We start from the raw sequence: 21,251 nt of genomic DNA, 5'->3' as shown, positions 1-21,251 counted from the left end.
GCCGCGCCCGCGGGCGCCCGCCCCCTCTTCCTCTTGCCGGAAATACTCCGGGGGGTGCGGGGGGCAGCGCCCCCCGCCCGGTCGGTCGGGCCGCGCATCGCGGCCCGAACCCGCTGTCAGTTGCGAACCGACGGTCCTTCGACCGAAAGGCCGTTGCCCCGGCTGGCAACGTAAAGCTCGAGCGCGTCGAACTCCGGGCTGCCGGGCTTGTAGGGCACGCCCCGCACGTTCTTGATGCAGCCCTTGAAACGGCCCTGCACCGTATTGAGCTTGGCGTTCTTCAGACGATAAGTCGGAAAGCCGTTGATCTGCCCCTGGCTCAGATGGTCGGCGCGGATCATGTGGTCATAGTTCTTCTCGTGACAGTCGGCGCACGCAACGTCGAGCTGCCCGACCCGCTGGTAGTAAAGCTTCTTGCCCAGCTCCCAGGTTTCCTTCGCCGGGCCGTCGATGGCCACATTGACCGGCATGCCGCGCGACTGCAGGCTGATGAGCGCCTCCATCGCCGCCATGTCGCCGCCGGTGATCTTCCACTTGTCGGCGCCCATGCGTTCGGTGCGGCATTCGTTGATCTGAGCCGCCAGCGTCATCACCTTGCCGGCGGTCTCGTTCCACTTGGGATAGACGGCGCGCACCCCCTTCATGGCGGTTTCCACGTCGCCGTGGCAATCGGCACAGGACTTGCCTGCCGAACCATCGGGCGTGTCCCACGTCTCCATCGCCTGCTCGACGAAGATCATGCCCGGATTGTCGAAATCATCCATCTGCAAGGCCTGGGTCTCCTTCGATCGGAATACCCAGCCCGAATAGATCGTGTCGATGGCATCCTTCAGATGATCCGGCGCGGGGGCCTGGACGATCATCTTCGTCTCGCCATTGATGACGAGTTCGGGGTGCGAGATCTCGGTATCCCCCGCGCTGACCGCCGTGGCGACGACGAAAGCCGTCACCGTGATTGCGGTCAGGGTTTTCCTACCCTTGGGTCTGGTCATGCGGTTTTCCCTCCCTGTCCGGCCGTTCAACCGACCGTGATTGATTTCCTGGCTTCGTAAACCGACCCGTCATCATCGTACCAGGTGAACACGAACTCCCCCGACTCCGGAACCTTGGCCTTGAACTGGATGTACGGGTTGGTCGAGATCGCCGGCTCAAGCGTGATGTCGATCACGTTCTGTCCGTTGAAATCGCAGTTGAAGCGATGAATGATCGAGCGCGGAATCCTGTTGCCCTGCTTGTCCTTGCGCTGACCGCTTTCCATCTTGTGATTGATCAGCGTCTTGATGGTGATGACGTCGCCGGCGGCAGCCGACTTCGGAACCTTGACGCGGGGTTTCACACCTTTTGCCATTTCCTGAACTCTCCTTGTCTCGGGGGTCCGGTGACGGGCGGCACTCAGCCGCCGCAGCCCCCGATGGTAACTTTCACGGTCTGTGCGGCGCTGCGGAACGAGCCGTCGGCCATCTTCGCGATCGCCTTGACTTCCTGGGTCTTTGCCAGGCGGATGCGCAGCGAGGCCTCCGAACTGCCCGACAGCGCCCCGAAATTGATCGTGGCAACCTTCGGGCTGGGGTTCTTGGTGGCGATCACCTTGATCGCCACCGCCCCCGGCGCCGAAACGCTGATCGGAACCGTGTTGCCATTCTCGGCAATCTCGGGCGCGGTCAGCTCGACCCCGCCTTCGACGACCTCGGCGCGGCCGGTGAAGGCGGCAATCTCGTCCTCGACGGAAGCCTGCACCTTGATCGGCAGCACCGCCAGAGCCGCAGCACCCGCGCCGAGGGCAAGGGTTTCACGACGTGTGAATTCCATGTTTCCTGTCTCCCTTGATTGCGTGGCCCGCGGCCCGGCCGCGAACATCACTTGTCCCGGTCACTTCAGCGTCATCAGGAACGCGATGACGTCCTCGATCTGCTGACCGCTCAGCAGCGGCGGCAGTTCGCCCTCGGGCGGCTTGGCGGTGAAGCCCTTGGCCGGCCGGTTGAAGCCATCCACCTTGTAGAAGGCCGGCATCACCGTGTCCGGGAACACATTCTTGGCGTTGACGAGGATCCCGCGCAGCTCCGCCTCGGTATAGCGATCGCCGACATCGTCGAGCACCGGACCGACATTGCCCTGGAACGGAACATCCGCCAGAACCGGCACCTCGTGGCAGGCGATGCAGTTGCCCAGCTTCTTGGTGCCCACGACCGCGGCGCCGTTTTCCGGGTTCCCGGGAACGCCGGTCAGGGATTGCGCGACCGAGCCGTCATCGGCAACCGCCACATCCTTGGGCGCCACAACGCCGGCGAATGCCACGCCGCCGATCAGACTCGCGGCAAGAGTCAGTGTCACAAGTTTCATGGTCCCTCCCGTTGACTGCCACGCTTTGCGCGCGGCGATATTGTTTCTTCCAGCCTAGGCGACAGCGCCCGGTTTACGCAACAACAAATTCATCAATGTGAATTATTTCAGATATTGCTGGAAAACCTTCCCGAATTTCAGGAAATTGCGGGAACCTCTTCCTGCTCCGGCATACCGAATTCACCGCGAATCACTCGGTGTTGCCGTCGTTGCGTTCGCGAATCATCCGGGCGTGATAGCGCTGGAAATCCTCCTCCGACTGGTCGAGATAGCGTTCCTCGACCACCCAGGTGAGCATGTCGAGCGTCGTCCCCGGCCCGAACGCGCCGGGCATCACCGCCACCGCCTGATCGATGACCGACTTGCCCGGTTCCAGTTCCTTCGGCAGGAAGATCAGCGTCGGCGTGAACAGGATGCGCCATTTTCCCATCGCCGCCTTTTCGGTCAGCACCTCGCCATCGGTATCGACCACCTCGGTATCCCCATGCAGGTTGATCTGGATCGGGTAGTAGTGCCCGGTCAGCATCGCGTTCACCCGCGGGTCGGGAAAGGTTTCCTCGTGCATCTTCTTGCAGTAGATGCAGCCGCGCTGCTCGACGATCAGCATCAGCCGCTTGCCCTCGGCCTTCGCGTCGGCGAAATCCTCGCGCAGGTCCTTGAAGGTCTCGCGCAGCCAGGCGGGCTTGTAGAGCCCGTCATCTCCCATCTCCACCTCTACCGCCCGCACAGGCCCCGCCAGCCAGACGGCCAGGACCGGCGCCACCACCAGGGCGATCAGCCCGGTTGCAAGTCTTTTCATGTCTCCTCCTCCCGAAAAAACAGGTTCACCCCAGCTGCAGGAAGCCTGGGAACCAGTCGATCATGAACTGCCCGATCACGTTGACCGCACCGGTCGCGATCAGCACCGCGAACAGAATCAGCATCGCCCCCATCCCCTTCTCGACCCAGGCGAACGCCGCCCGGTGCCGTTGAACGAAGGCCAGGAACGGTTTTGCGAACAGCGCGGCGACGATGAACGGCGCCGTCATCCCCGCCCCGTACACGAACAGCAGCAGCCCCCCGCGCGAGATGTCGCCCATGCCGCTGGCGATCATCAGGATCGAGGCCAGCGCCGGCCCGACGCAGGGAGTCCAGCCGAAACCGAAGGCCAGCCCCATCACATAGGCGCCAAGGATCGTGCTGGCCTCGGCCCGGCTTTCCAGACGCGCCTCGCGGTAGAGCAGCGGCACCCGGATCACGCCCAGGAAATGCAGCCCGAAGATCACGAGAATCCCCGCCGCCACATATGAAAGCGGCTCCAGATACTGGCCGAACAGCCGCCCCATCGCCGTGGCCCCCATGCCCAGGAGCACGAAAATGGTGGTCACGCCGGCCGCGAAGAACACCGCCGACACCACCAGCCGCCGCTGCGCACCGGGCGCGATCGTGCCGTCGCCGCGCAGTTCGCTGATGCTCAACCCGCCCATGTAGGACAGGTAGAAGGGCACCATCGGCAGAACGCAGGGCGTGAGAAAGCTCAGCAACCCGGCAACAAGCGCTCCGACGAGCGTGATTTCGAGCATCTCCCTCCCCCCCGGTCTCCCTCCGGTGATGGCGGTTTCCCTGGTGCGGCACAGCCACGCGCTGCGCCGAAATACCGCGTTCACCTTGTCTCATTCATATATTCAGATTACGTTGTGAGACGTGATTGCGTCAACGGGTGTGAAAACGGGTGTGACATGGCCGCCGTCAGGACAATCCTCGCAATTCTTGTCGCGCTCGTCGTCTCGGTGCCGTCACGAGCCTCCGAAAACATCGAACTGGTCATGGTCATGCAGGAGGGCTGCCCCTGGTGCGAACGCTGGGACGAGGAAATCTGGCCGGCCTATGCCAAGACCGAAGAGGGCCGCTTCGCACCGCTCAGGCGGGTCGATCTGTACGACATCCCCGAGGATCTGACCGTCCTGCGCCGGGTCATCTACACGCCGACATTCCTGCTCGTCCATGAGGGGCGCGAGCTTGACCGGATCGAGGGCTATCCGGGGCCCGATTTCTTCTGGCCGCTGCTGGACGCCCTGCTAACGGAATACACCGATTTCAGCCTTGACGAAGAGACCGGCGGATGAACACCCGGGAGAGAAGGCCAGCGGCCCCGAAGGGGCACAGCCCTTGCCGGAGCGGACCGGATCCTCTAGTTGAACAGCCCGGAAAGGCAACGTGATGCCGCAGAACGACGAGCGAGACGACTTCCCCGCAGGCGACGCGACGGCCGAAGGCGTGCGCGGCAATGGCTTTGCGGGCGAGCCGGGAACGAGGACGGGACGAATGGCACTTCCGACTTTCAGCACCGACATGGATCCGAAGGAGCTGGACCAGCTGGTGGACAGCGCGACCACCGCGTCCAATTTCCTCAAGGCGATCAGCCACGAAGGGCGGCTGATGATCCTGTGCCATCTGGTTTCGGGCGAAAAGTCGGTGACCGAGCTGGAGGAACTCCTCTCGGCCCGACAGGCGGCGGTTTCGCAGCAGCTGTCACGGCTGCGGCTCGAGGGGCTGGTGATCCCCCGCCGCGAGGGGAAGGCAATCTACTACCGGCTGGCCGACGACCGGCCGCGCCGGATTCTTGAAGTGGTCTACGACCTGTTCTGCAGCGACGATTGCTGAGCCCGGCGCGCCGGGCTTGATCCGGCGGCCGGGTTCGGCGACACTGCGGGCAGCGGGAGCATGTCGAGGGAGGAGCGACGGATGCCTGGCTGGTTGACCGACAGCCAGATGGTGGCCCTTGTGGGCCTTTTCGGCGGCGTCCTTCTGGGGCTGGCCGCGCGGCTTGGGCGTTTCTGCACGATGGGCGCGATCGAGGATCTGCTTTATGGTGGCAGCGGCGTGCGGATGCGCATGTGGTTCCTGGCCATCGGCTCCGCGATCATCGGCGCCTTCGCGCTGATGGGTGCGGGGCTGCTGAACGGCGAACAGACCTATTACCTGTCGATCCGATGGTCGCCGACGGCCTCGATCGCGGGCGGGCTGATGTTCGGCTATGGCGCGGCGCTGTCCGGGAATTGCGGCTATGGCGCCATCGCGCGGCTGGGCGGCGGCGACCTTCGCTCCTTCGTGATCGTCCTGGTGCTGGGGGTGTCGGCCTGGGTGGTCCTGATGGGGCCGCTGGCGCCGCTGCGCGATTTCCTCTTTCACCAGGAGGCCGTGACCACCGACACCCCCCCCGGCCTGGCGCACGGGCTTTCGGCGCTGACCGGCCTGCCGATCGCGCCGCTGGGGCTGGCGATCGGACTGGCGATCTGCGCCGGCGCGCTGTCATCGGCCGAACTTCTGCGGCAGCCGAAGGCGATCTTCTGGTCGCTGGTGGTGGGCCTTGCCATCATCTCGGGCTGGGCCGGAACCCAGTGGGTGAACGCCACCGGCTTCGACGGGGTGCCGGTGGTGTCGCATTCCTTCTCTGCCCCGGTGGGCGAAACCGTCATGTATGCCATGACCGGCAGCGTCCGCCCGCTGTCCTTTGCCGTGGGCTCGGTCGCCGGGGTCTGGCTGGGCGCCTTCGTCGGCTCGCTGATCAAGGGCCATTTCCGCTGGGAGGCCTGCGACGACCCGCGCGAGCTGCGCCGGCAGATCATCGGAGCGGCGATCATGGGCGCCGGCGCGGTGATCGCGCTGGGATGCACGGTCGGACAGGGGCTGAGCGCCTTCAGCGTGCTGGCCTACAGCGCCCCGGTCACCTTCCTGTCGATCGTCGCCGGCGCCGCGCTGGGCCTGCGCCAGCTGATCGAAGGTTTCCACCGCCCGGCCGAATGAGGGCACCCGCCGCCTGGTCGCCGAACCCCTGTCGCCAAAACAGGATGCCGATCCGGCATTCGCCCCCGTTGCCCGGTCACCTCCGCCTCTTCCTCTTGCCTCAAATACTTCGGGGGTGAACGGGCCGCAGGCCCGGAGGGGGCAGCGCCCCCTTCCCGCCCTCCACCTCGCGAGAGATCCGGCACGGGACCGCGTGACGCCCGACGCCGGATCAGCCGGACGCGCAGCCGGCGATCGTCCGCGCCATCCCCTCGATCAGGGCGACATAGGATCCCGGGCCCGCCTCAAGCTCCGCCCCGAGCGGGTCGAGCACCCGCGGCACGATCCCCGACCCCTCCAGCACGGTTTCCAGCAGGGCCGGGTTCTGCTGCGGCTCGCGAAACGCGCAGGCAACGCCACGATCGCGGATGACGGCGCGCAACCGGGCCAGCCGCGCCGGACCGGGCGGCGTGGCATCGCCGGCGGCCACGGTGCCGATCAGGGTCAGGCCGAAGCGGCGTTCGAAATACTGGTAGGCGTCATGCATCGCCACATAGGGCGGCGTACCGGCCAGAAGCCGGGCGATCCTCGCCTCGGCGCGCCCGATCCGCGCCTGTGCGGCCGCCGCGTTGGCGGCATAGCGGCCGGCATTGGCGGGGTCGATCCGGGCCAGCTCGGCGGCAATCACCGGCAGCCAGGCGCGGGCATTCTCCGGGTCCAGCCAGGCATGCGGGTCGGAGCCGCCCGAACCGCCGCGCAGCGGCAGCCGCAACGTCGCCGGGTGGTCAAGCAGGCGCAACCGCGACGCATCCCCGGCCAGAGCCGCAATCGGACCGGCCAGCCACGGCGTCAGCTCGGGGCCGATCCAGACCACCAGATCGGCCTCCTGCAACGCGCGCGCCTGCGACGGACGCAGGGAAAACCGGTGCGGCGAAGCGGTCGGGCCAAGGATCACCTCGGGCGTGCCGATCCCGGCCATCACCTCGGCGACCAGCCCCTGGACGGGGGGGATGTCGGTCACCACCCGCGGCGGCCCGGCACGAAGCGGCGCGGCAAGCAGCAGAAGAATCGCCGCAAAGGCGGGCAGAATCGGCATGTCTCGACCTCCGGGTAGTTGTCCTGTCCGTGTCCTGCTGGTAAACGTGATGTTATAACATATCAATCCTTCGCGGAAGGACGCAACCATGACGGCGATCGGTTTTGCCCGCCACGATCACGGCCGCTGCATCGGCGCAGCCATGCGTGCGGCCGAGGCGCTGTGCGCGCGCAAGCGGGTGCAGTTCACGCCGGTGCGCCGGCGGGTTCTGGAAATCCTGCTGGAGGAGCACCGGGCGCTGGGGGCTTACGAGATTCTGGAGGTCCTGTCCCGCGATCGTCTGGGCTCGCAGCCGCCGGTGGTGTACCGGGCGCTGGATTTCCTCGTCGGCCACGGCCTGGTGCATCGGATCGAACGCCTCAACGCCTGGGCTGCCTGCGCCCACCCCGGCGGCGCGCATGTGCCCCTGTTCCTGGTCTGCCGCGACTGCCGGGCGGTGGCCGAGGCCGAGACGACCCCCGATCAGGGCCGGTTGGGGCTGGCCGCGGCCGAGGCGGGATTCATCATCGAACGCGTGGCGGTCGAGGCCGAGGGCCTGTGCCCCGCCTGCGCCGCGACGGGGGAAGGCGCATGAGCGCGCCGCTGATTTCGGCAACCGGGTTGGAGGTCCGGCTTGGCGGCCGGCGGGTGCTGTTCGATGTCGATTTCGCCGTGCATCCGGGCGAGATCGTCACCATTGTCGGCCCCAACGGGTCGGGAAAATCGACCCTTCTGCGGGTGCTGATCGGCGCGGTTGCACCATCGGCGGGGCGTGTTGCGCGTGCGCCGGGCCTGCGCATCGGCTATGTGCCGCAAAAGCTGTTCATCGAGCCGTCATTGCCGATGACGGTTCGGCGTTTCCTCGGCCTGCCGCGCCGGATCGGCGCGGAGGAGGCCGCGGCGGCGCTGGCCCGCACCGGGTTGCCGGATCTGAGTCACCGGCAGATGGCGGATCTCTCGGGGGGGCAGTTCCAGCGGGTGCTGCTGGCCCGGGCGCTGCTGGGGCGTCCGAACCTGCTGCTGCTGGACGAGGCCACGCAGGGGCTGGATCAGCCGGGTTCTGCCCGGTTCTACCGGTTGATCGAAGCGGTACGGCGCCAAACCGGGTGCGGGGTGGTGATGGTCGGGCATGACCTTCACGTGGTGATGGCGGCTTCGGACCGGGTGCTGTGCCTGAACGGGCATGTCTGCTGCGAAGGCACGCCGGAGGCGGTGGCCGACGCCCCGGAATACCGGGCGCTGTTCGGATCGGGGACCAGCGGCGCGCTGGCGCTGTATCGTCATGATCACGATCACGGGCACGATCATGCCGCCCCGGTGGGCGAGGTGGAGAAATGAGCGCGCTTGTGGACGATTTCCTGTTTCGCGCGGCGCTGGCCGGGCTGGGCGTGGCGCTGGCGGCAGCGCCGCTGGGCTGTTTCGTGGTCTGGCGCCGCATGGCCTATTTCGGAGAGGCCACGGCACATGCGGCGATTCTGGGCGTGGCGCTGTCTCTGGCGCTGTCGCTGCCGCTGCTGCCGGCGGTTCTGGCCGCGGCGCTGGCCATGGCGCTGGCGGTATCGGCGCTGACCGGGCGGGGCCATGCGATGGACACGCTTCTGGGGGTGGCGGCTCATGCGGCGCTTGCGGCGGGGCTGGTGGCGGTGTCGCTGCTTTCGGGCCTGCGCGGCGTCCGGCTTGACCTCATGGCCTTTCTGTTTGGCGACATCCTGGCGGTGGGGCGTGCGGATCTGGCGGTGATATGGGGCGGCGCGGGGCTGGTCGTGGCGCTGATGGCGTGGCGCTGGCCGGCATTGCTGATCAGCACGATGAGCCCGGATCTGGCCCGGTCAAGCGGTATCGATCCCCGGCGCGAGGAGGCGGGCCTGCTGCTGGCGCTGGCGGTGGTGGTGGCGGTGGCGATCAAGGTGGTGGGCGTGCTGCTGATTGCCGCTCTTCTGGTGATCCCCGCGGCTGCCGCCCGGCCGCTGGCGCGCACCCCCGAGGCCATGGCACTGGCTGCGGGGGCGATTGGCGCGATCTCGGCGCTGGCCGGGCTGTGGGGGGCGTGGGTTGTGGACATTCCGGCGGGTCCCGGAATCGTCGTCGCGGCGGCGTCGATCTTTCTGCTCAGTGCGCTGGTTTCGGGATTTGCGGGGCGCCGGTGAGGGGGCAAGGGGGCGCTGCCCCCTCCGGGCCTGCGGCCCGTTCACCCCCGGAGTATTTCCGGCAAGAGGAAGGGGCGGTCAGGTGGAAAGGGCCTTGGCGAGGCGAGGAAGCCGGGCCTTTTTCAGCAACGGTCGCATCTGCCAGCCTCCGCCTCCGATCCGGTTGGCGTCGTTCAGGACGGACTGCCCGACTGCCGCCAGCCCCTCGGGGTCGTGTGCGAACAGCCGCATGAGGTAGTTGTCGGGATCAAGGCGGACCAGTCCTTCCTCGGCCAAGATGTTGCGGGGGAAGTCCGAGGCATTGAGGGTCATGATGGCGTCGGCCGAGGACGCGATGGCGAGTGCCAGCACGTGCAGGTCCACCGGATCCGGCAGCCAGAGTCGGCGTTCCAGATCCGGCGCCGGCGGGCATGTGGCGTCGGGCCAGTCGGCCTGCAGCAGGGCGATTTCGGCCCGGGCCTGGATTTCGCCGTCGGGCCCGATCTTGCGCGCCGCGCGGGCCCATTCTTCCAGGATCCGCCGGGACCAGATCGGGGTGAAATGTCCCCGTCGCGCGGCGCCCAGAAGCACCGCGCGCATGATCGTGGGATAGAGGATGCAGCTGTCGAGAACGATTTTCACAGTCGAAAGAACAGTGCCTTGAGGTAGCCCGATTCGGCCAGTTGCGGCAGCACCGGGTGGTCGGGTCCGGCAAAGCCGGTATGCAGCAGTTGCGCCTGTCGCCCGGCCCGGCCGATGCCGCGGATGCAGGCGGCGCGGAAACGGGCGAGATCGGCGGCATGGGAACAGGAGCAGAGCACCAGAAAGCCGCCCCCCGCAACCAGCGGTGCGGCACGGCGGGCAAGACGTTCGTAGGCGCGAAGGCCGGCCTCGAGCGCCTGTTTCGAGGGCGCAAATGCGGGCGGGTCGCAGATGACCAGGTCGAACTGCGCGCCCTCCTGCGCCAGTGCGGCGAGCACGTCGAACGCGTCCCCCCTTCGGGTTTCGAAACGCTCGGCCATGCCGGTGGCGCGGGCACCTGCCTCGGCCAGCGCCAGTGCCGCGGCCGAGCTGTCCACCGCAAGCGCGGATGCCGCCCCGGCGGCGAGCGCGGTCAGAGAAAACCCGCCCACATGGCTGAACAGGTCCAGCACGCGCGCCCCGTTCGCGGCCAGCCGGGCGGCGAAGGCGTGGTTGGGGCGCTGGTCGTAGAACAGCCCGGTCTTCTGCCCTTTGGAAAGGTCGGCCATGCAGGTGGCCCCGTTCATGGGCACCGGGAGCGGATCGGGGGGCGCCTTGCCCCGCAGCACGGCGGGTGCATCGTCCAGCCCTTCGAGCCGTCGTGCCCGGCCGGATGCGTTCTTGAGCAGGTTGCCCACGCCCGTCACCCTGACCAGTGCCTCGGTCAGCGCGGGAAGCTGCGCCTCGGCCCAGGCGGCGTTGGGCTGGATGACGCAGCTGTCGTCAAAGCGGTCGATGATGATGCCGGGCAGCCCGTCGGCCTCGGCATGGACGAGGCGGTAGAAGGGGTGATCGAACAGGGCTTCGCGCAGCTCGAGCGCCCGAGCCAGGCGCGCGGCGAACCAGTCGGGGGTGATCCGCGCTTCCGGGTCGGGGTCGAGCATCCGGCAGATGATGCGCGAGAGCGGGTTCACCGCCACCAGCCCCAGCGGGCTGCCCCCGGCATCCTCCAGCACCGCAAGCGTGCCTGGGGCCAGCTTGCGCGTGCGCCGGTCGGTCACCAGTTCGTTGGCATAGACCCAGGGGAAGCCGTGGCGGATGGCGCGTGCATCCGCCTTCGGCATCAGCCGGACGCGGGGGTATTCGGAAGGGGAAGAGGGCACCGTCATGGCGCCCTCTTATCCCGTTTGCCGGTGGGAGGAAACGGCTCAGATATTGTTCAGCAGCTGGATGAACCCGAGGCTGGCATTGCGATAGCCTTCGGGGTTGCTCAGCTCTTCGCGGATCACTTCGGCCAGGTGGTTGGTGATCCGCACCTTCTGGGTCTCGCCGCGGGCATCGGCCAGAATTGCCTGCTGACCGCCGAAGGCCTCGAGATCGGCCCGGATCCTGCGCACGGGAACCAGCAACTCGCCCGTTTCGGGATCCTTGATGGCCAGGTCGAAGGTGATCGCGTGCACCCCGCCGATGGTATAGCGGGCCTTCTCGGTCAGCGCGTGAAAGCGGCGCACCTGCACGTCCAGATCCACCCGGACCGGCCCGTTCAGATCGGCCACGCCACGGCGCAGCGCGGTCTCGAAGATCTTCTGCACCTGCGCGTAGCGGTCACCGATCGGATCCCCGCGCCAGACGATGTCGGCCCGCGGCAGATAGACATTGCGCTCGGACACCTTCAGGCTGCGCGGCACCCGGACGATGACCGAATTCACCGTCACCGGAGATTCGTAGGGGACGACCTTCCCCTCCACGCCCGGCAGGGCGGCCAGCGCCCTGGTGCCGTGTTCGACCTCGATCCGGCGCGGAGCCGGCTGATCCGCCGCGCGGATCGGCTCATAGCCGGCCGGGGTGGAAAACCCGGATTCGGGCAACTGCTCGTAGGGGGCGCTGCGGGTGGCCACCTCCGCGGCCGAACAGGCCGAAAGGCCGCCAGCCAGCGCCAAAAAGGCAATCCATCTTGCGATCTTCATTGTCTCTCTCCTCGGGTGAGCCTCCGGACGGGCTCTTCTTGCCTGCCGAGGGCAGGGAATCGCCGAAAAATGGGGCGGGATTTCGACAATTTGCGATCAATTTGCGGATTGTTTCCACAATCTCTGCGATCACGGGCGCCAGGGCCGCGCTCAGAAGGCTTCGGGCCGGGCCTCGCGCGCCATGTGATCGAGTACCGCGTTGACGAATTTCGGCTCGCGCCCGTCGGGGAAGAAGGCACGGGCGATGTCCACGAATTCGTTGATGACCACCTTTGGCGGCGTGTCGGTGCGGGTCAGCTCGGCCCCTGCGGCCCGGAACAGGCCGCGCAGGGTCGGATCGATCCGGGCGATCGGCCATTTCGCCACCAGCGCCCGGTCGGTCATCTGGTCGATCAGCGCCTGGTGGTTCACGGCATTCTCGACCAGCGCGCGGAAATGGCCGGCATCGCCCTCGATCATCTCTTCGCCGTCATAGACGGCGCCGAAACGGTGATCGAGGAATTCGCCGATCACCTGATCGGTGGTCTGGCCGGACTGTTCCATCTGGAACAGCGCCTGCACGGCATAAAGCCGCGCGGCCGATTTCATCCTGCGTCTGTCACTGCCCTTTCGGGGCACGCGCGGAGAGGTGGTGGTCATGCCTTGGGTGATCCGTTGCTGTCGCCGGCGATCCGGTAGCTGTCCGAGGGCGGCCTGAAGCCGATACCCTTGCTCCGGGCGCCCCACTTACGGCCCAGCGCGATCAGATGCAAGGCCGCCGCCGCCGCCCCGCCCCCCTTGTTGCCGCGCGCCGGGTCGGCCCGGACCTCGGCCTGATCCATGTTCTCGACCGTGAGGATGCCGTTGCCGATGCACAGCCCCTGAAGACCCAGAAGCTGCAACGCCCGGCTGCTGTCGTTGCAGACGGTCTCGTAATGGGTGGTCTCGCCCCGGATCACGCAGCCCAGAGCCACGAAGCCGTCGAAATTCGACAGCCGGTTGGCGATGCCGATGGCGGTGGGCACCTCCAGTGCACCGGGCACCTCGGCCAGCTCCCAGCTGCCGCCGGCGGCCTCGATTTCGGCGGTTGCGCCGGCGATCAGCTGGTCGGCGATCTGGCGGTAATAGGGGGCCACGACGATCAGCAGCTTCACCGGCTTGTCGAAACGGGGCTGCGGCAGGACGTGATGCGATTCGGATTCAGCCATTTGTCACTCCCGGCTCAGGATCGGACGCGTGCCGACGATGGACAGCCCGTAGGCATCCAGACCGACATAGCGGGTCTCGGGATTGTCGGTCAGAAGGATCAGCTCGGACAGACCCAGATTCGACAGGATCTGCGCCCCCAGCCCGGTGCGCTTGACGATGCGGGGGCCCTCCTCTTCGTCGTCGTAAAGCGAATGACGCGGCTCGCGGAACAGGCAGACCACGCCGCGCCCCTCCTCGGCAATGATCTCCATGGCCCGCGGCAACTCGCGCGCGGGGCTCGGCCCCAGCCCCAGCAGATCCGAGGCCTCGTGCAGCGCATGGGTCCGCACCAGCACCGGCGCGGGCGTGGAAATGTCGCCCTTGACCAGCACCGGATGTTCGACCCCGTGAATCTGGTCGGTGAAGATGCGCATCTCCCACGCCCCGCCATATTCCGAGGTCACCTCCTGCCGGCTGGTCTCGATCACCAGGTTGTCGTTGCGCGAACGATAGGCGATCAGATCCGAGATGGTCCCGATCTTCAGCCCGTGCCGGCGGGCGAATTCCACCAGGTCCGGCAGCCGCGCCATGGTGCCGTCATCCTTCATGATCTCGCAGATCACCCCGGCGGGCTTGAGCCCGGCCAGACGCGAAATGTCCACCACCGCCTCGGTATGCCCCGCACGCACCAGCACCCCGCCACGGCGCGCGCGCAGCGGAAACACATGCCCCGGCGTGGCCAGATCGGCCATGGTGTTCTGCTCGTTGATCGCCGTGGCGATGGTCAGCGCCCGGTCATGGGCGGAAATGCCGGTGGTCACCCCCTCGCGCGCCTCGATCGACACGGTAAAGGCGGTCTCCATCCGCGACGAGTTGTTCACCGCCATCATCGGCAGCCCCAGCCGGTCGATGCGTTCCGCGGTCATCGGCAGGCAGATCAGCCCGCGCCCATGGGTCGCCATGAAGGTGATGACCTCGGGCGTAGCGAACTCCGCCGCGATGCACAGATCCCCCTCGTTCTCGCGATCCTCGTGATCGACAAGAATGTACATCCGCCCCCGGCGCGCTTCCTCGATGATCTCGGTGATCGGACTGATGGCATCACGCAGAGAGGCTTCCACCGGCCCCGGTCTGTCAAAATTCATGCGGCTGCCTTTCCACTTCCCGGTCTGACCGCGCAGATAGCCCACGACGGCAACGAATTCCACCCCGCCCGCACCGGGCCTCTTCCCGCCGGCACCTGCCCGCGATCATTCCCCCTTGCGGTCTTCCTCTTGCCGGAAATACTCCGGGGGGCAGAGCCCCCGCCCCGACCGGATCGCCCCCGCAATCCGGAACCACTGCCCGCAACGCGGAAACCACCGGCAGGCCCCCCCCCGGCAACCGGCACTCCATCAACCGTCATTCCGTCTCGATCAGCCGCGCCACATAGCGCGCAAGCGTGTCGATCTCCAGGTTCACCCGATCCCCGACACCAACCTCGCCCCAGGTGGTGACCTCCTTCGTATGCGGGATCAGATTGACCCCGAATTCCTCGCCGTCCACCTCGTTCACCGTCAGCGACACGCCGTTGAGCGCCACCGAACCCTTGGGCGCGATGAACCGGGCCAGATCCGCCGGTGCGCGCAGGCGAACACGGGTGCTGTCACCCTCCGCCGCGATCGACACCACCTCGGCCACACCATCCACATGCCCCGACACGATATGACCGCCCAGCTCGTCCCCGACGCGCAGCGCCCGCTCCAGATTGACCCGCCGGCCCGGCGCCCAGCTCCCCAGATTGGTCCGTGCCACCGTCTCGGCGCTGACCTGAACCTCGTACCAGTCCGGCCCCAGCGCAACCACCGTCAGGCACACCCCGTCGCTGGCGATCGAGGCGCCGATATCAATGGCCGAGGTGTCATGGCCGGTCGCGATGCGTGCACGCATGTCGCCATCTCGCTCCACCTCGCGGATGGTGCCGATATCGGTGATGATCCCGGTAAACATGCTCGTCCCCTTGCTGTCCGGCCTCACCCCGTCAGGTAGCCCCCCACGGCGGCGCGGGCAAGCCCGAAGCGACGCAACGAAACCGCCGTCGCCGCCGCCCCGCCCTTGCGGCCCCGCCCCGGCAGAGCCATAGTTTCGCCCAACTCGACAGTCAGGATGCGCGCGATGCCATTGTGGAGGCAAGGTGAAACCATGACCCTGTCCGATCGCCGCTTCCTGTTCCTGCAGGGACCGCACGGACCCTTCTTCCAGGGCCTCGCGCGGATGCTGCGCAAGGCCGGAGCGACGGTCCGGCGCGTGGGCTTCAACGCTGGCGACGAAGCCTTCTGGCGCGACCGCAACAGCTACATCCGCCACGACGCTCCGCTCGCGGCCTGGCCCACCACCTGCGCGGCGCTGCTCGACCGCCACCGGATCACCGACATCGTGCTCTACGGCGACACCCGCCCCGTCCACACCACAGCCATCGCCGCCGCCCGGGCGCGCGGGCTGACCGTCCACGTCTTCGAAGAGGGCTATCTGCGCCCCTACTGGGTTACCTATGAACGCGGCGGCTCGAACGGCAATTCGCGGCTGATGGATCTGTCCATCTCCGACATGCAGGCGGCGCTGGCCCAGGCGGACATGGAAACGCCGCTGCCGCCGGCCCATTGGGGCGACATGCGCCAGCACATGTTCTACGGCGCGCTCTATCACTGGTTCGTCATGTTCCGAAACGGGCGCTACCGCAATTTCCGCCCCCATCGCGACCTGACCGTGCGGCAGGAATTCCGCCTCTACCTGCGACGGCTTCTTCTGCTGCCCGCCCACGCGGCCGAGCGGCGGCTGGAAACCTGGCGGGTGCGCTCGGGAGGATTTCCCTATCACCTGGCCCTGCTGCAACTGGAACATGACAGCAGCTTCCGCGCGCATTCCCCCTTCACCTCGATGACCGAATTCCTGGAGCTGCTGATCGAGGGCTTCGCCGCCGGCGCCCCGCCGCATCACCACCTGGTGGTCAAGGCGCATCCGCTGGAAGACGGCCGCGCACCAATCCGGCAGGAGCTCCGCCGGCTGACCCGCGCGCACGGGCTTGCCGAGCGCGTCCATTTCGTGCGCGGTGGCAAGCTCGCGCAACTCCTGGGCGAAGCGCGATCGGCGGTGACGGTCAATTCCACCGCCGGCCAGCAGGTCCTGTGGCGGGGAATGCCGCTGCGCAGCTTCGGCCGCGCCGTCTATGCCAAGCCCGAGCTGGTCTCCGACCAGCCACTGGCCGAATTCTTCGCCCGCCCGCGGCGGCCGGACCTGCGGGCCTATCGCGATTTCCGCCGCTTTCTGCTGGAAACGAGCCAGATCCCGGGCGGTTTCTACTCCCGTCACGGACGGCGCCGGCTGTTGCGTCACGTGGTGGACATGATGCTTTCGCCCGAAGACCCTTACGACGCGCTGCGACTGGGAACAGCGGCACCGCGGCAACAGTTGCGACTGGTGCGCTGAGCACGGCACAAGCCGAGACTGGATTTTCACGCCGGATTCCGATAGCTTGCCTGAAAAAATCGAGGCAGAACCAATACAGGTCGAGGAGACCGAGCAGTGAAATCCGTGTCAATCCGATGGGCGAAGCCCGTCCTCGCGCTGGCCGCGCTGGCCATTGCGGCATCGTGTACCCTGCCGCGCGTCGGCCCGAACAAGCGTGAAATCTATGCCGGCTCGGTGCAGAAGCAGGGCGACGCCTTCATCGTCGCGGTGAACGACCGCGTCACCCGCGCCACCGCCGTGGTGCCCGCGCTGGGCTTTTCCCGGTCCTTCACCAGCGCCGGGAAACTGACCTCGGACATGATCCGGCCCGGAGACGTGCTGGGCCTGACGATCTGGGAAAACGTCGATGACGGGCTGCTGGCCAACCAGGGCATGAACGCCACCCAGCTGCAGGAGGTGCAGGTCGATGGCGAAGGCTACATCTTCGTGCCCTATGCCGGGCGCCTGCGCGCCAGCGGCAACACACCGGACCAGCTGCGCCGGATGATCACCGAAAAACTCCAGGATCAGACCCCCGACCCGCAGGTCGAGGTGCGCCGGCTGGCCGGCGACGGGGCCACCGTGTCGCTGGTCGGCGCGGTGGGGGCACAGGGGGTCTATCCCATCGAACGCCCGACCCGGACCCTGTCGGCCATGCTGGCCAAGGCCGGCGGCGTGACCATCAAGCCCGAAATCGCCCAGGTCACGGTGATCCGCGGCGACCAGCAGGGCAAGATCTGGCTTCAGGATCTCTATGACAACCCGCGCCTCGACATCGCGCTGCGCGCCGGCGACCGCATCCTCGTGCAGGAAGACACCCGCGCCTTCACCGCGCTGGGCGCCACCAACACCCAGACCCGCGTGCCCTTCGAGACGCAGGACATGTCGGCGCTGGAGGCCATCGCCCGGGTCGGCGGGCTGCTGTCGCTGTCCTCCGACCCAACCGGCGTCTTCATCTTCCGCAACGAACCGGCCGAGATCGCCAACCAGGTGCTGGGCCGGACCGACCTGCAGGGGGCGCAGCGCATGGTCTACGTGCTGAACCTGACCGAGCCCAACGGCATGTTCCTTGCGCGCGACTTCGTGATCCGCGATGACGACACGCTCTACGTCACCGAGGCGCCCTATGCGCAATGGACCAAGACGCTTTCGCTCATCACCGGCACGCTGACGCCGTTTGCCAATGCCCGGACCCTGACGCGCTAGGCGATGACCGAACCGATGCAAGCCAAGGCGGCCGGGGGCGCGCGCCCCCGGCTTTTCGTTTACAATCGCGGCTTCCTCTCCCAGCGGCGCCTGCGCCGCATCCTGCAGCTTTCCGGATATGACCTGCGGCTGGGCCTGCCCCGCCGCGCGCGGGGCGACATGGTGGCGGTCTGGGGCAACAGCCCCACGGCGCATCGCGGCCGCGCCATCGCGCGGCGCCGCGGCGTGCCGGTGGTCACGGTCGAGGATGCCTTCTTGCGCTCGTTGCACCCGGGCCGCGCCGGAGAACCGCCCGCGGGCCTGCTGATCGACCGGGCCGGAGCGCATTTCGACCCCTCGGCGCCATCCGACCTCGAAACCCTGCTGGCGCGCGCGCCGCTGGACGATACCGCGCTGCTGAACCGCGCCCGCGACGCCATCGCGCGGCTGCGCGAACTGCACCTGAGCAAGTATTGCGCCTTCGACCCGGCAGCACCGGCCCCGCCCCCCGGCTATGTGCTGGTCATCGACCAGACACGCGGCGATGCCTCGGTCCGCGCAAGCGGCGCCGACCGTGCCCGTTTCCTCGAAATGCTGGTCCATGCGCAGGAAGAAAACCCCGGCGCGCGCATCCTCATCAAGACCCACCCCGAAACCGCCGCCCGGTTCCGACCCGGCCACTACCGGCCCGAGGACGCGGACGGCCGGGTCGCGCTGCTGAGCGAAACGGTCAGCCCCTGGGCGCTTCTGGACGGCGCCATCGCCGTCTATACGGTCTCCTCCCAGATGGGGTTCGAGGCGATCCTGGCCGGCCACCGCCCGCGCGTCTTCGGCACCCCCTTCTATGCCGGCTGGGGGCTGACGCAGGACGAATCCCCCCTGCCCCGCCGCGGCCGCAAGCTGACCCGCGCCCAGCTTTTCGCCGCGGCGATGATCCTCTACCCCACCTGGTACGACCCCTTCCGCGACCGGCTGTGCGAGCTCGAGGTGGTCCTGGACAATCTCGAGGCGCAGGCCCGCGCCTGGCGGCAGGACCGGCAGGGATGGGTCGCCAGCGGAATGCGGCTGTGGAAACGGGCCCCGCTGCAACGCATGTTCGGACGGCAGCGGCGGGTGATCTTCACCGACGACCCCGCCCGCGCCCGGCGCAGCGGCCGCCCCCGCATGGTCTGGGCCAGCCGGGCCGGACCCGAACATGGGGACGCAGTGCGTATCGAGGACGGCTTCCTGCGCTCGCGCGGGCTGGGAGCCGAACTGGTGCCGCCCCTGTCGCTGGTCGCCGACGATCTGGGCATCTACTACGACCCCTCGCAGCCCAGCCGGCTGGAAGAGTTGATCGCCCGCCGCGCCCGCCTGCGCCCCGATCAGCGCGCCCGCGCCGAGCGGCTGATCCGGCTGCTCACCGATGCCGGGCTGAGCAAATACAACACCGGCGCCGGCATCCCCGCCCTGCCCCCCGGCCACAAGCTGCTGGTCCCCGGACAGGTCGAGGACGATGCCTCGATCCGCACCGGCGCCGGCGCCATCCGCACCAATCTGGCGTTGCTGCGCGCAGCGCGGGAGGCCCGCCCCAACGCGGTGATCATCTACAAGCCGCACCCGGATGTAGAGGCCGGCCTGCGCGACGGCGCCATCGCCGCCGAGGGGCTGGCCGACGTGATCGCGACCAATGCCGACCCGGCCGCACTTCTGGCCCAGGTGCAGGAGGTCTGGACCATCACCTCGCTGACAGGGTTCGAGGCATTGCTGCGCCACATCCCGGTCACCACGCTGGGGGCGCCCTTCTACGCCGGCTGGGGGCTGACGACCGATCTGGGCACCATCCCCGCCCGCCGCCGGGCCCGGCCCGATCTGGCCGGGCTGGTCCACGCCGCGCTGATCGACTATCCGCGCTATCTCGACCCGCTCACCGGCCAGCCCTGCCCGGTCGAGGTGGTGGCCGAACGGCTTGCCGCCGGAACCATCCCCCGCCCCGGCGCCGCCAACCGCACCCTGTCGAAACTCCAGGGCCTGCTGGCCAGCCACGCCACCCTGTGGCGCTGAGCCGGCACGTCACCCCGCCCCGGCCCCTTCCTCTTGCCCCAAATACTCCGGAGGGAGGCCGCAGGCCGGGGGGCAGAGCCCCCCGCAGCCCGAAAACGCAACCAGACCCTACTCCGCCGCCCGGGCCGAAGGGTTGTTGGGATGGGTCGTCCAGTTGCCGTATTCCTCGGGCACCACCTTGCCGGTGCGCGGGTCCACCTCGCCGGGCGCCAGGCGTTTCATGGTGATGCAGCCTTCCACCGGGCAGACGTCGATGCACAGGTTGCAGGCCACGCATTCGGCATCATTGACCTCGAAAACGCGGCTCTCCTTCATCCAGATCGCCTGATGCGAGGTATCCTCGCAGGCGATGTGGCAGCGCCCGCACTTGATGCACTTGTCCTGGTCGATCACCGCCTTGGTGATGTAGTTGAGGTTGAGATACTGCCAGTCGGTGACGTTGGGCACCGCCCGGCCGACGAAATCGGACACCCGCTCATAGCCCTTTTCGTCCATCCAGTCCGACAGACCCGAGATCATCTCTTCCACCACCTTGAAGCCGTAGACCATGGCCGCGGTACACACCTGCACGGTGCCGGCCCCCAGCGCCATGAACTCGGCCGCATCGCGCCAGGTGGTCACCCCGCCGATGCCGCTGATCGGCAGCCCGGCGGTTTCCGGGTCGCGGGCGATCTCGGCCACCATGTTCAGCGCAATCGGCTTCACCGCCGGCCCGCAATAGCCGCCATGGCTACCCTTGCCATCGATGGAAGGTTCGGGGCTGAAACTGTCCAGATCCACCGCCGTGATCGAGCTGATGGTATTGATCAGGCTGACCGCATCGGCACCCCCGTTCTTCGCCGCCCGCGCCGGATAGCGGATGTCGGTGATATTCGGGGTCAGCTTCACGATCACCGGCTTGTCGTAATTTTCCTTGCACCAGCGGGTGACCATCTCGATGTATTCCGGCACCTGGCCCACCGCCGCGCCCATGCCGCGTTCGCTCATCCCGTGCGGGCAGCCGAAATTCAGCTCGATGCCGTCGGCGCCGGTTTCGGCCACCCGCGGGAGGATCCGTTTCCATGACGCCTCGTCGCAGGGCACCATGATCGACACCACCACCGCGCGGTCGGGCCAGTCCGCCTTGACCCGCGCGATCTCTTCCAGGTTCACCTCCAGCGGCCGGTCGGTGATCAGCTCGATATTGTTCAGCCCCAGCACCCGCCGGTCCGGGCCGTGCACCACCCCGTAGCGCGGCCCGTTCACGTTCACGATCGGCGGGCCGTCCTCGCCCAGGGTCTTCCATACCACGCCGCCCCAGCCGGCCTCGAAGGCGCGGCGGACATTGTACTCCTTGTCGGTCGGCGGCGCCGAGGCCAGCCAGAACGGGTTGGGAGAAGTGATCCCCAGAAATTCGGTCGTCAAATCAGCCATTGA

The 21,251-nt window shown here is 67.7% G+C and carries 25 protein-coding genes; 9 read left to right on the top strand and 16 right to left on the bottom strand.

What is annotated here, in order from left to right; all coding sequences use genetic code 11:
* Positions 1-116 precede the first annotated feature (116 nt).
* From soxA to ACZ5CM_RS07165, 6 genes are all read right to left on the bottom strand, one after another.
* Entirely contained in the window at positions 117-992 is an 876-nt protein-coding gene (gene soxA / locus ACZ5CM_RS07190; RefSeq protein WP_464642180.1) for a sulfur oxidation c-type cytochrome SoxA, read from the bottom strand.
* Between the two features lie 26 nt (positions 993-1,018).
* The gene (soxZ, locus tag ACZ5CM_RS07185; protein WP_464642178.1) at positions 1,019-1,348 is read right to left on the bottom strand and encodes a thiosulfate oxidation carrier complex protein SoxZ; all 330 of its coding nucleotides are present in this window, start codon (positions 1,346-1,348) and stop codon (positions 1,019-1,021) included.
* A 44-nt stretch (positions 1,349-1,392) separates the two neighbouring features.
* Positions 1,393-1,809 carry a thiosulfate oxidation carrier protein SoxY gene (gene soxY, locus ACZ5CM_RS07180; protein ID WP_464642176.1) on the bottom strand — a complete coding sequence of 139 codons (417 nt, stop codon included), beginning with the start codon at positions 1,807-1,809 and terminating at the stop codon, positions 1,393-1,395.
* 60 nt (positions 1,810-1,869) lie between these two features.
* Entirely contained in the window at positions 1,870-2,340 is a 471-nt protein-coding gene (soxX, locus tag ACZ5CM_RS07175; protein WP_464642174.1) for a sulfur oxidation c-type cytochrome SoxX, read from the bottom strand.
* A gap of 190 nt (positions 2,341-2,530) precedes the next feature.
* Positions 2,531-3,139 carry a thioredoxin family protein gene (locus tag ACZ5CM_RS07170; protein ID WP_464642173.1) on the bottom strand — a complete coding sequence of 203 codons (609 nt, stop codon included), beginning with the start codon at positions 3,137-3,139 and terminating at the stop codon, positions 2,531-2,533.
* A 25-nt stretch (positions 3,140-3,164) separates the two neighbouring features.
* Positions 3,165-3,902: a cytochrome c biogenesis CcdA family protein gene (locus tag ACZ5CM_RS07165; protein WP_464642171.1), complete on the bottom strand. Its 738-nt coding sequence runs from the start codon at positions 3,900-3,902 to the stop codon at positions 3,165-3,167.
* Between the two features lie 156 nt (positions 3,903-4,058).
* Here ACZ5CM_RS07165 and ACZ5CM_RS07160 point away from each other — a divergent pair, with 156 nt between their 5' ends.
* The 3 genes from ACZ5CM_RS07160 (at position 4,059) to ACZ5CM_RS07150 (ending at position 6,126) form a co-directional block, all read left to right on the top strand.
* Positions 4,059-4,445, top strand: a complete 387-nt coding sequence (locus ACZ5CM_RS07160; protein ID WP_464642169.1) for a hypothetical protein — start codon at positions 4,059-4,061, stop codon at positions 4,443-4,445.
* A gap of 199 nt (positions 4,446-4,644) precedes the next feature.
* Entirely contained in the window at positions 4,645-4,983 is a 339-nt protein-coding gene (locus tag ACZ5CM_RS07155) for an ArsR/SmtB family transcription factor (RefSeq protein ID WP_464642167.1), read from the top strand.
* A gap of 81 nt (positions 4,984-5,064) precedes the next feature.
* The gene (locus tag ACZ5CM_RS07150) at positions 5,065-6,126 is read left to right on the top strand and encodes a YeeE/YedE family protein (RefSeq protein WP_464642165.1); all 1,062 of its coding nucleotides are present in this window, start codon (positions 5,065-5,067) and stop codon (positions 6,124-6,126) included.
* 211 nt (positions 6,127-6,337) lie between these two features.
* Here the strand turns inward: ACZ5CM_RS07150 and ACZ5CM_RS07145 are convergent, their stop codons facing one another.
* Positions 6,338-7,201 carry a zinc ABC transporter substrate-binding protein gene (locus tag ACZ5CM_RS07145; protein WP_464642163.1) on the bottom strand — a complete coding sequence of 288 codons (864 nt, stop codon included), beginning with the start codon at positions 7,199-7,201 and terminating at the stop codon, positions 6,338-6,340.
* An 88-nt stretch (positions 7,202-7,289) separates the two neighbouring features.
* Between ACZ5CM_RS07145 and ACZ5CM_RS07140 the strand changes: the two genes are divergently transcribed.
* Genes ACZ5CM_RS07140 through ACZ5CM_RS07130 form a run of 3 tightly spaced genes read left to right on the top strand, consistent with a single transcriptional unit; the run spans position 7,290 to position 9,327 of the window.
* Positions 7,290-7,775, top strand: coding sequence for a Fur family transcriptional regulator (locus ACZ5CM_RS07140; protein WP_464642162.1), 486 nt, complete (start codon positions 7,290-7,292; stop codon positions 7,773-7,775).
* Positions 7,772-8,518 (top strand): ATP-binding cassette domain-containing protein, encoded by a 747-nt coding sequence (locus tag ACZ5CM_RS07135; RefSeq protein ID WP_464642160.1) that lies wholly within the window; start codon positions 7,772-7,774, stop codon positions 8,516-8,518. The genes ACZ5CM_RS07140 and ACZ5CM_RS07135 overlap by 4 nt, the downstream gene beginning before the upstream one ends.
* Entirely contained in the window at positions 8,515-9,327 is an 813-nt protein-coding gene (locus tag ACZ5CM_RS07130) for a metal ABC transporter permease (RefSeq protein WP_464642159.1), read from the top strand. Before ACZ5CM_RS07135 ends, ACZ5CM_RS07130 begins: the two co-directional genes overlap by 4 nt.
* Positions 9,328-9,405: 78 nt before the next feature.
* On the opposite strand, the gene ACZ5CM_RS07125 is transcribed toward ACZ5CM_RS07130, so the two are convergent.
* The 8 genes from ACZ5CM_RS07125 to ACZ5CM_RS07090 form a co-directional block, all read right to left on the bottom strand.
* The gene (locus ACZ5CM_RS07125; RefSeq protein ID WP_464642157.1) at positions 9,406-9,948 is read right to left on the bottom strand and encodes an RSP_2648 family PIN domain-containing protein; all 543 of its coding nucleotides are present in this window, start codon (positions 9,946-9,948) and stop codon (positions 9,406-9,408) included.
* Positions 9,945-11,156: an RSP_2647 family RNA methyltransferase gene (locus ACZ5CM_RS07120; RefSeq protein WP_464642155.1), complete on the bottom strand. Its 1,212-nt coding sequence runs from the start codon at positions 11,154-11,156 to the stop codon at positions 9,945-9,947. The genes ACZ5CM_RS07125 and ACZ5CM_RS07120 overlap by 4 nt, the downstream gene beginning before the upstream one ends.
* 39 nt (positions 11,157-11,195) lie before the next feature.
* Positions 11,196-11,954: a DUF6778 family protein gene (locus ACZ5CM_RS07115; protein WP_464642153.1), complete on the bottom strand. Its 759-nt coding sequence runs from the start codon at positions 11,952-11,954 to the stop codon at positions 11,196-11,198.
* A 150-nt stretch (positions 11,955-12,104) separates the two neighbouring features.
* Positions 12,105-12,593 (bottom strand): transcription antitermination factor NusB, encoded by a 489-nt coding sequence (gene nusB / locus ACZ5CM_RS07110; protein ID WP_464642152.1) that lies wholly within the window; start codon positions 12,591-12,593, stop codon positions 12,105-12,107.
* Entirely contained in the window at positions 12,590-13,141 is a 552-nt protein-coding gene (locus ACZ5CM_RS07105) for a 6,7-dimethyl-8-ribityllumazine synthase (protein WP_464642150.1), read from the bottom strand. Before ACZ5CM_RS07105 ends, nusB begins: the two co-directional genes overlap by 4 nt.
* A 3-nt stretch (positions 13,142-13,144) precedes the next feature.
* Positions 13,145-14,266, bottom strand: coding sequence for a 3,4-dihydroxy-2-butanone-4-phosphate synthase (gene ribB / locus ACZ5CM_RS07100; RefSeq protein ID WP_464642148.1), 1,122 nt, complete (start codon positions 14,264-14,266; stop codon positions 13,145-13,147).
* A gap of 256 nt (positions 14,267-14,522) precedes the next feature.
* Positions 14,523-15,110 carry a riboflavin synthase gene (locus ACZ5CM_RS07095; protein WP_464642146.1) on the bottom strand — a complete coding sequence of 196 codons (588 nt, stop codon included), beginning with the start codon at positions 15,108-15,110 and terminating at the stop codon, positions 14,523-14,525.
* Positions 15,111-15,133: 23 nt separating this feature from the next.
* Positions 15,134-15,304 (bottom strand): hypothetical protein, encoded by a 171-nt coding sequence (locus tag ACZ5CM_RS07090; RefSeq protein WP_464642145.1) that lies wholly within the window; start codon positions 15,302-15,304, stop codon positions 15,134-15,136.
* Between ACZ5CM_RS07090 and ACZ5CM_RS07085 the strand changes: the two genes are divergently transcribed.
* The 3 genes from ACZ5CM_RS07085 to ACZ5CM_RS07075 all read left to right on the top strand — a co-directional run bounded on the left by ACZ5CM_RS07085 (position 15,303) and on the right by ACZ5CM_RS07075 (position 19,835).
* On the top strand, positions 15,303-16,586 hold the full coding sequence (locus ACZ5CM_RS07085; RefSeq protein WP_464642143.1) for a capsule biosynthesis protein: 1,284 nt from the start codon (positions 15,303-15,305) through the stop codon (positions 16,584-16,586). The two genes, ACZ5CM_RS07090 and ACZ5CM_RS07085, sit on opposite strands and share 2 nt — an antisense overlap.
* Before the next feature lie 96 nt (positions 16,587-16,682).
* Positions 16,683-17,813, top strand: coding sequence for a polysaccharide biosynthesis/export family protein (locus ACZ5CM_RS07080; RefSeq protein WP_464642142.1), 1,131 nt, complete (start codon positions 16,683-16,685; stop codon positions 17,811-17,813).
* Positions 17,814-17,816: 3 nt separating this feature from the next.
* Positions 17,817-19,835, top strand: coding sequence for a capsular polysaccharide biosynthesis protein (locus ACZ5CM_RS07075; protein WP_464642140.1), 2,019 nt, complete (start codon positions 17,817-17,819; stop codon positions 19,833-19,835).
* Between the two features lie 108 nt (positions 19,836-19,943).
* Here ACZ5CM_RS07075 and preA read toward each other — a convergent pair whose 3' ends face one another.
* Positions 19,944-21,248 carry an NAD-dependent dihydropyrimidine dehydrogenase subunit PreA gene (gene preA / locus ACZ5CM_RS07070; RefSeq protein ID WP_464642139.1) on the bottom strand — a complete coding sequence of 435 codons (1,305 nt, stop codon included), beginning with the start codon at positions 21,246-21,248 and terminating at the stop codon, positions 19,944-19,946.
* Between the last annotated feature and the right edge of the window lie 3 nt (positions 21,249-21,251).

It is taken from the genome of Piezobacter thermophilus, assembly GCF_055386745.1.
This window is presented reverse-complemented; position numbering and strand designations above follow the sequence as displayed.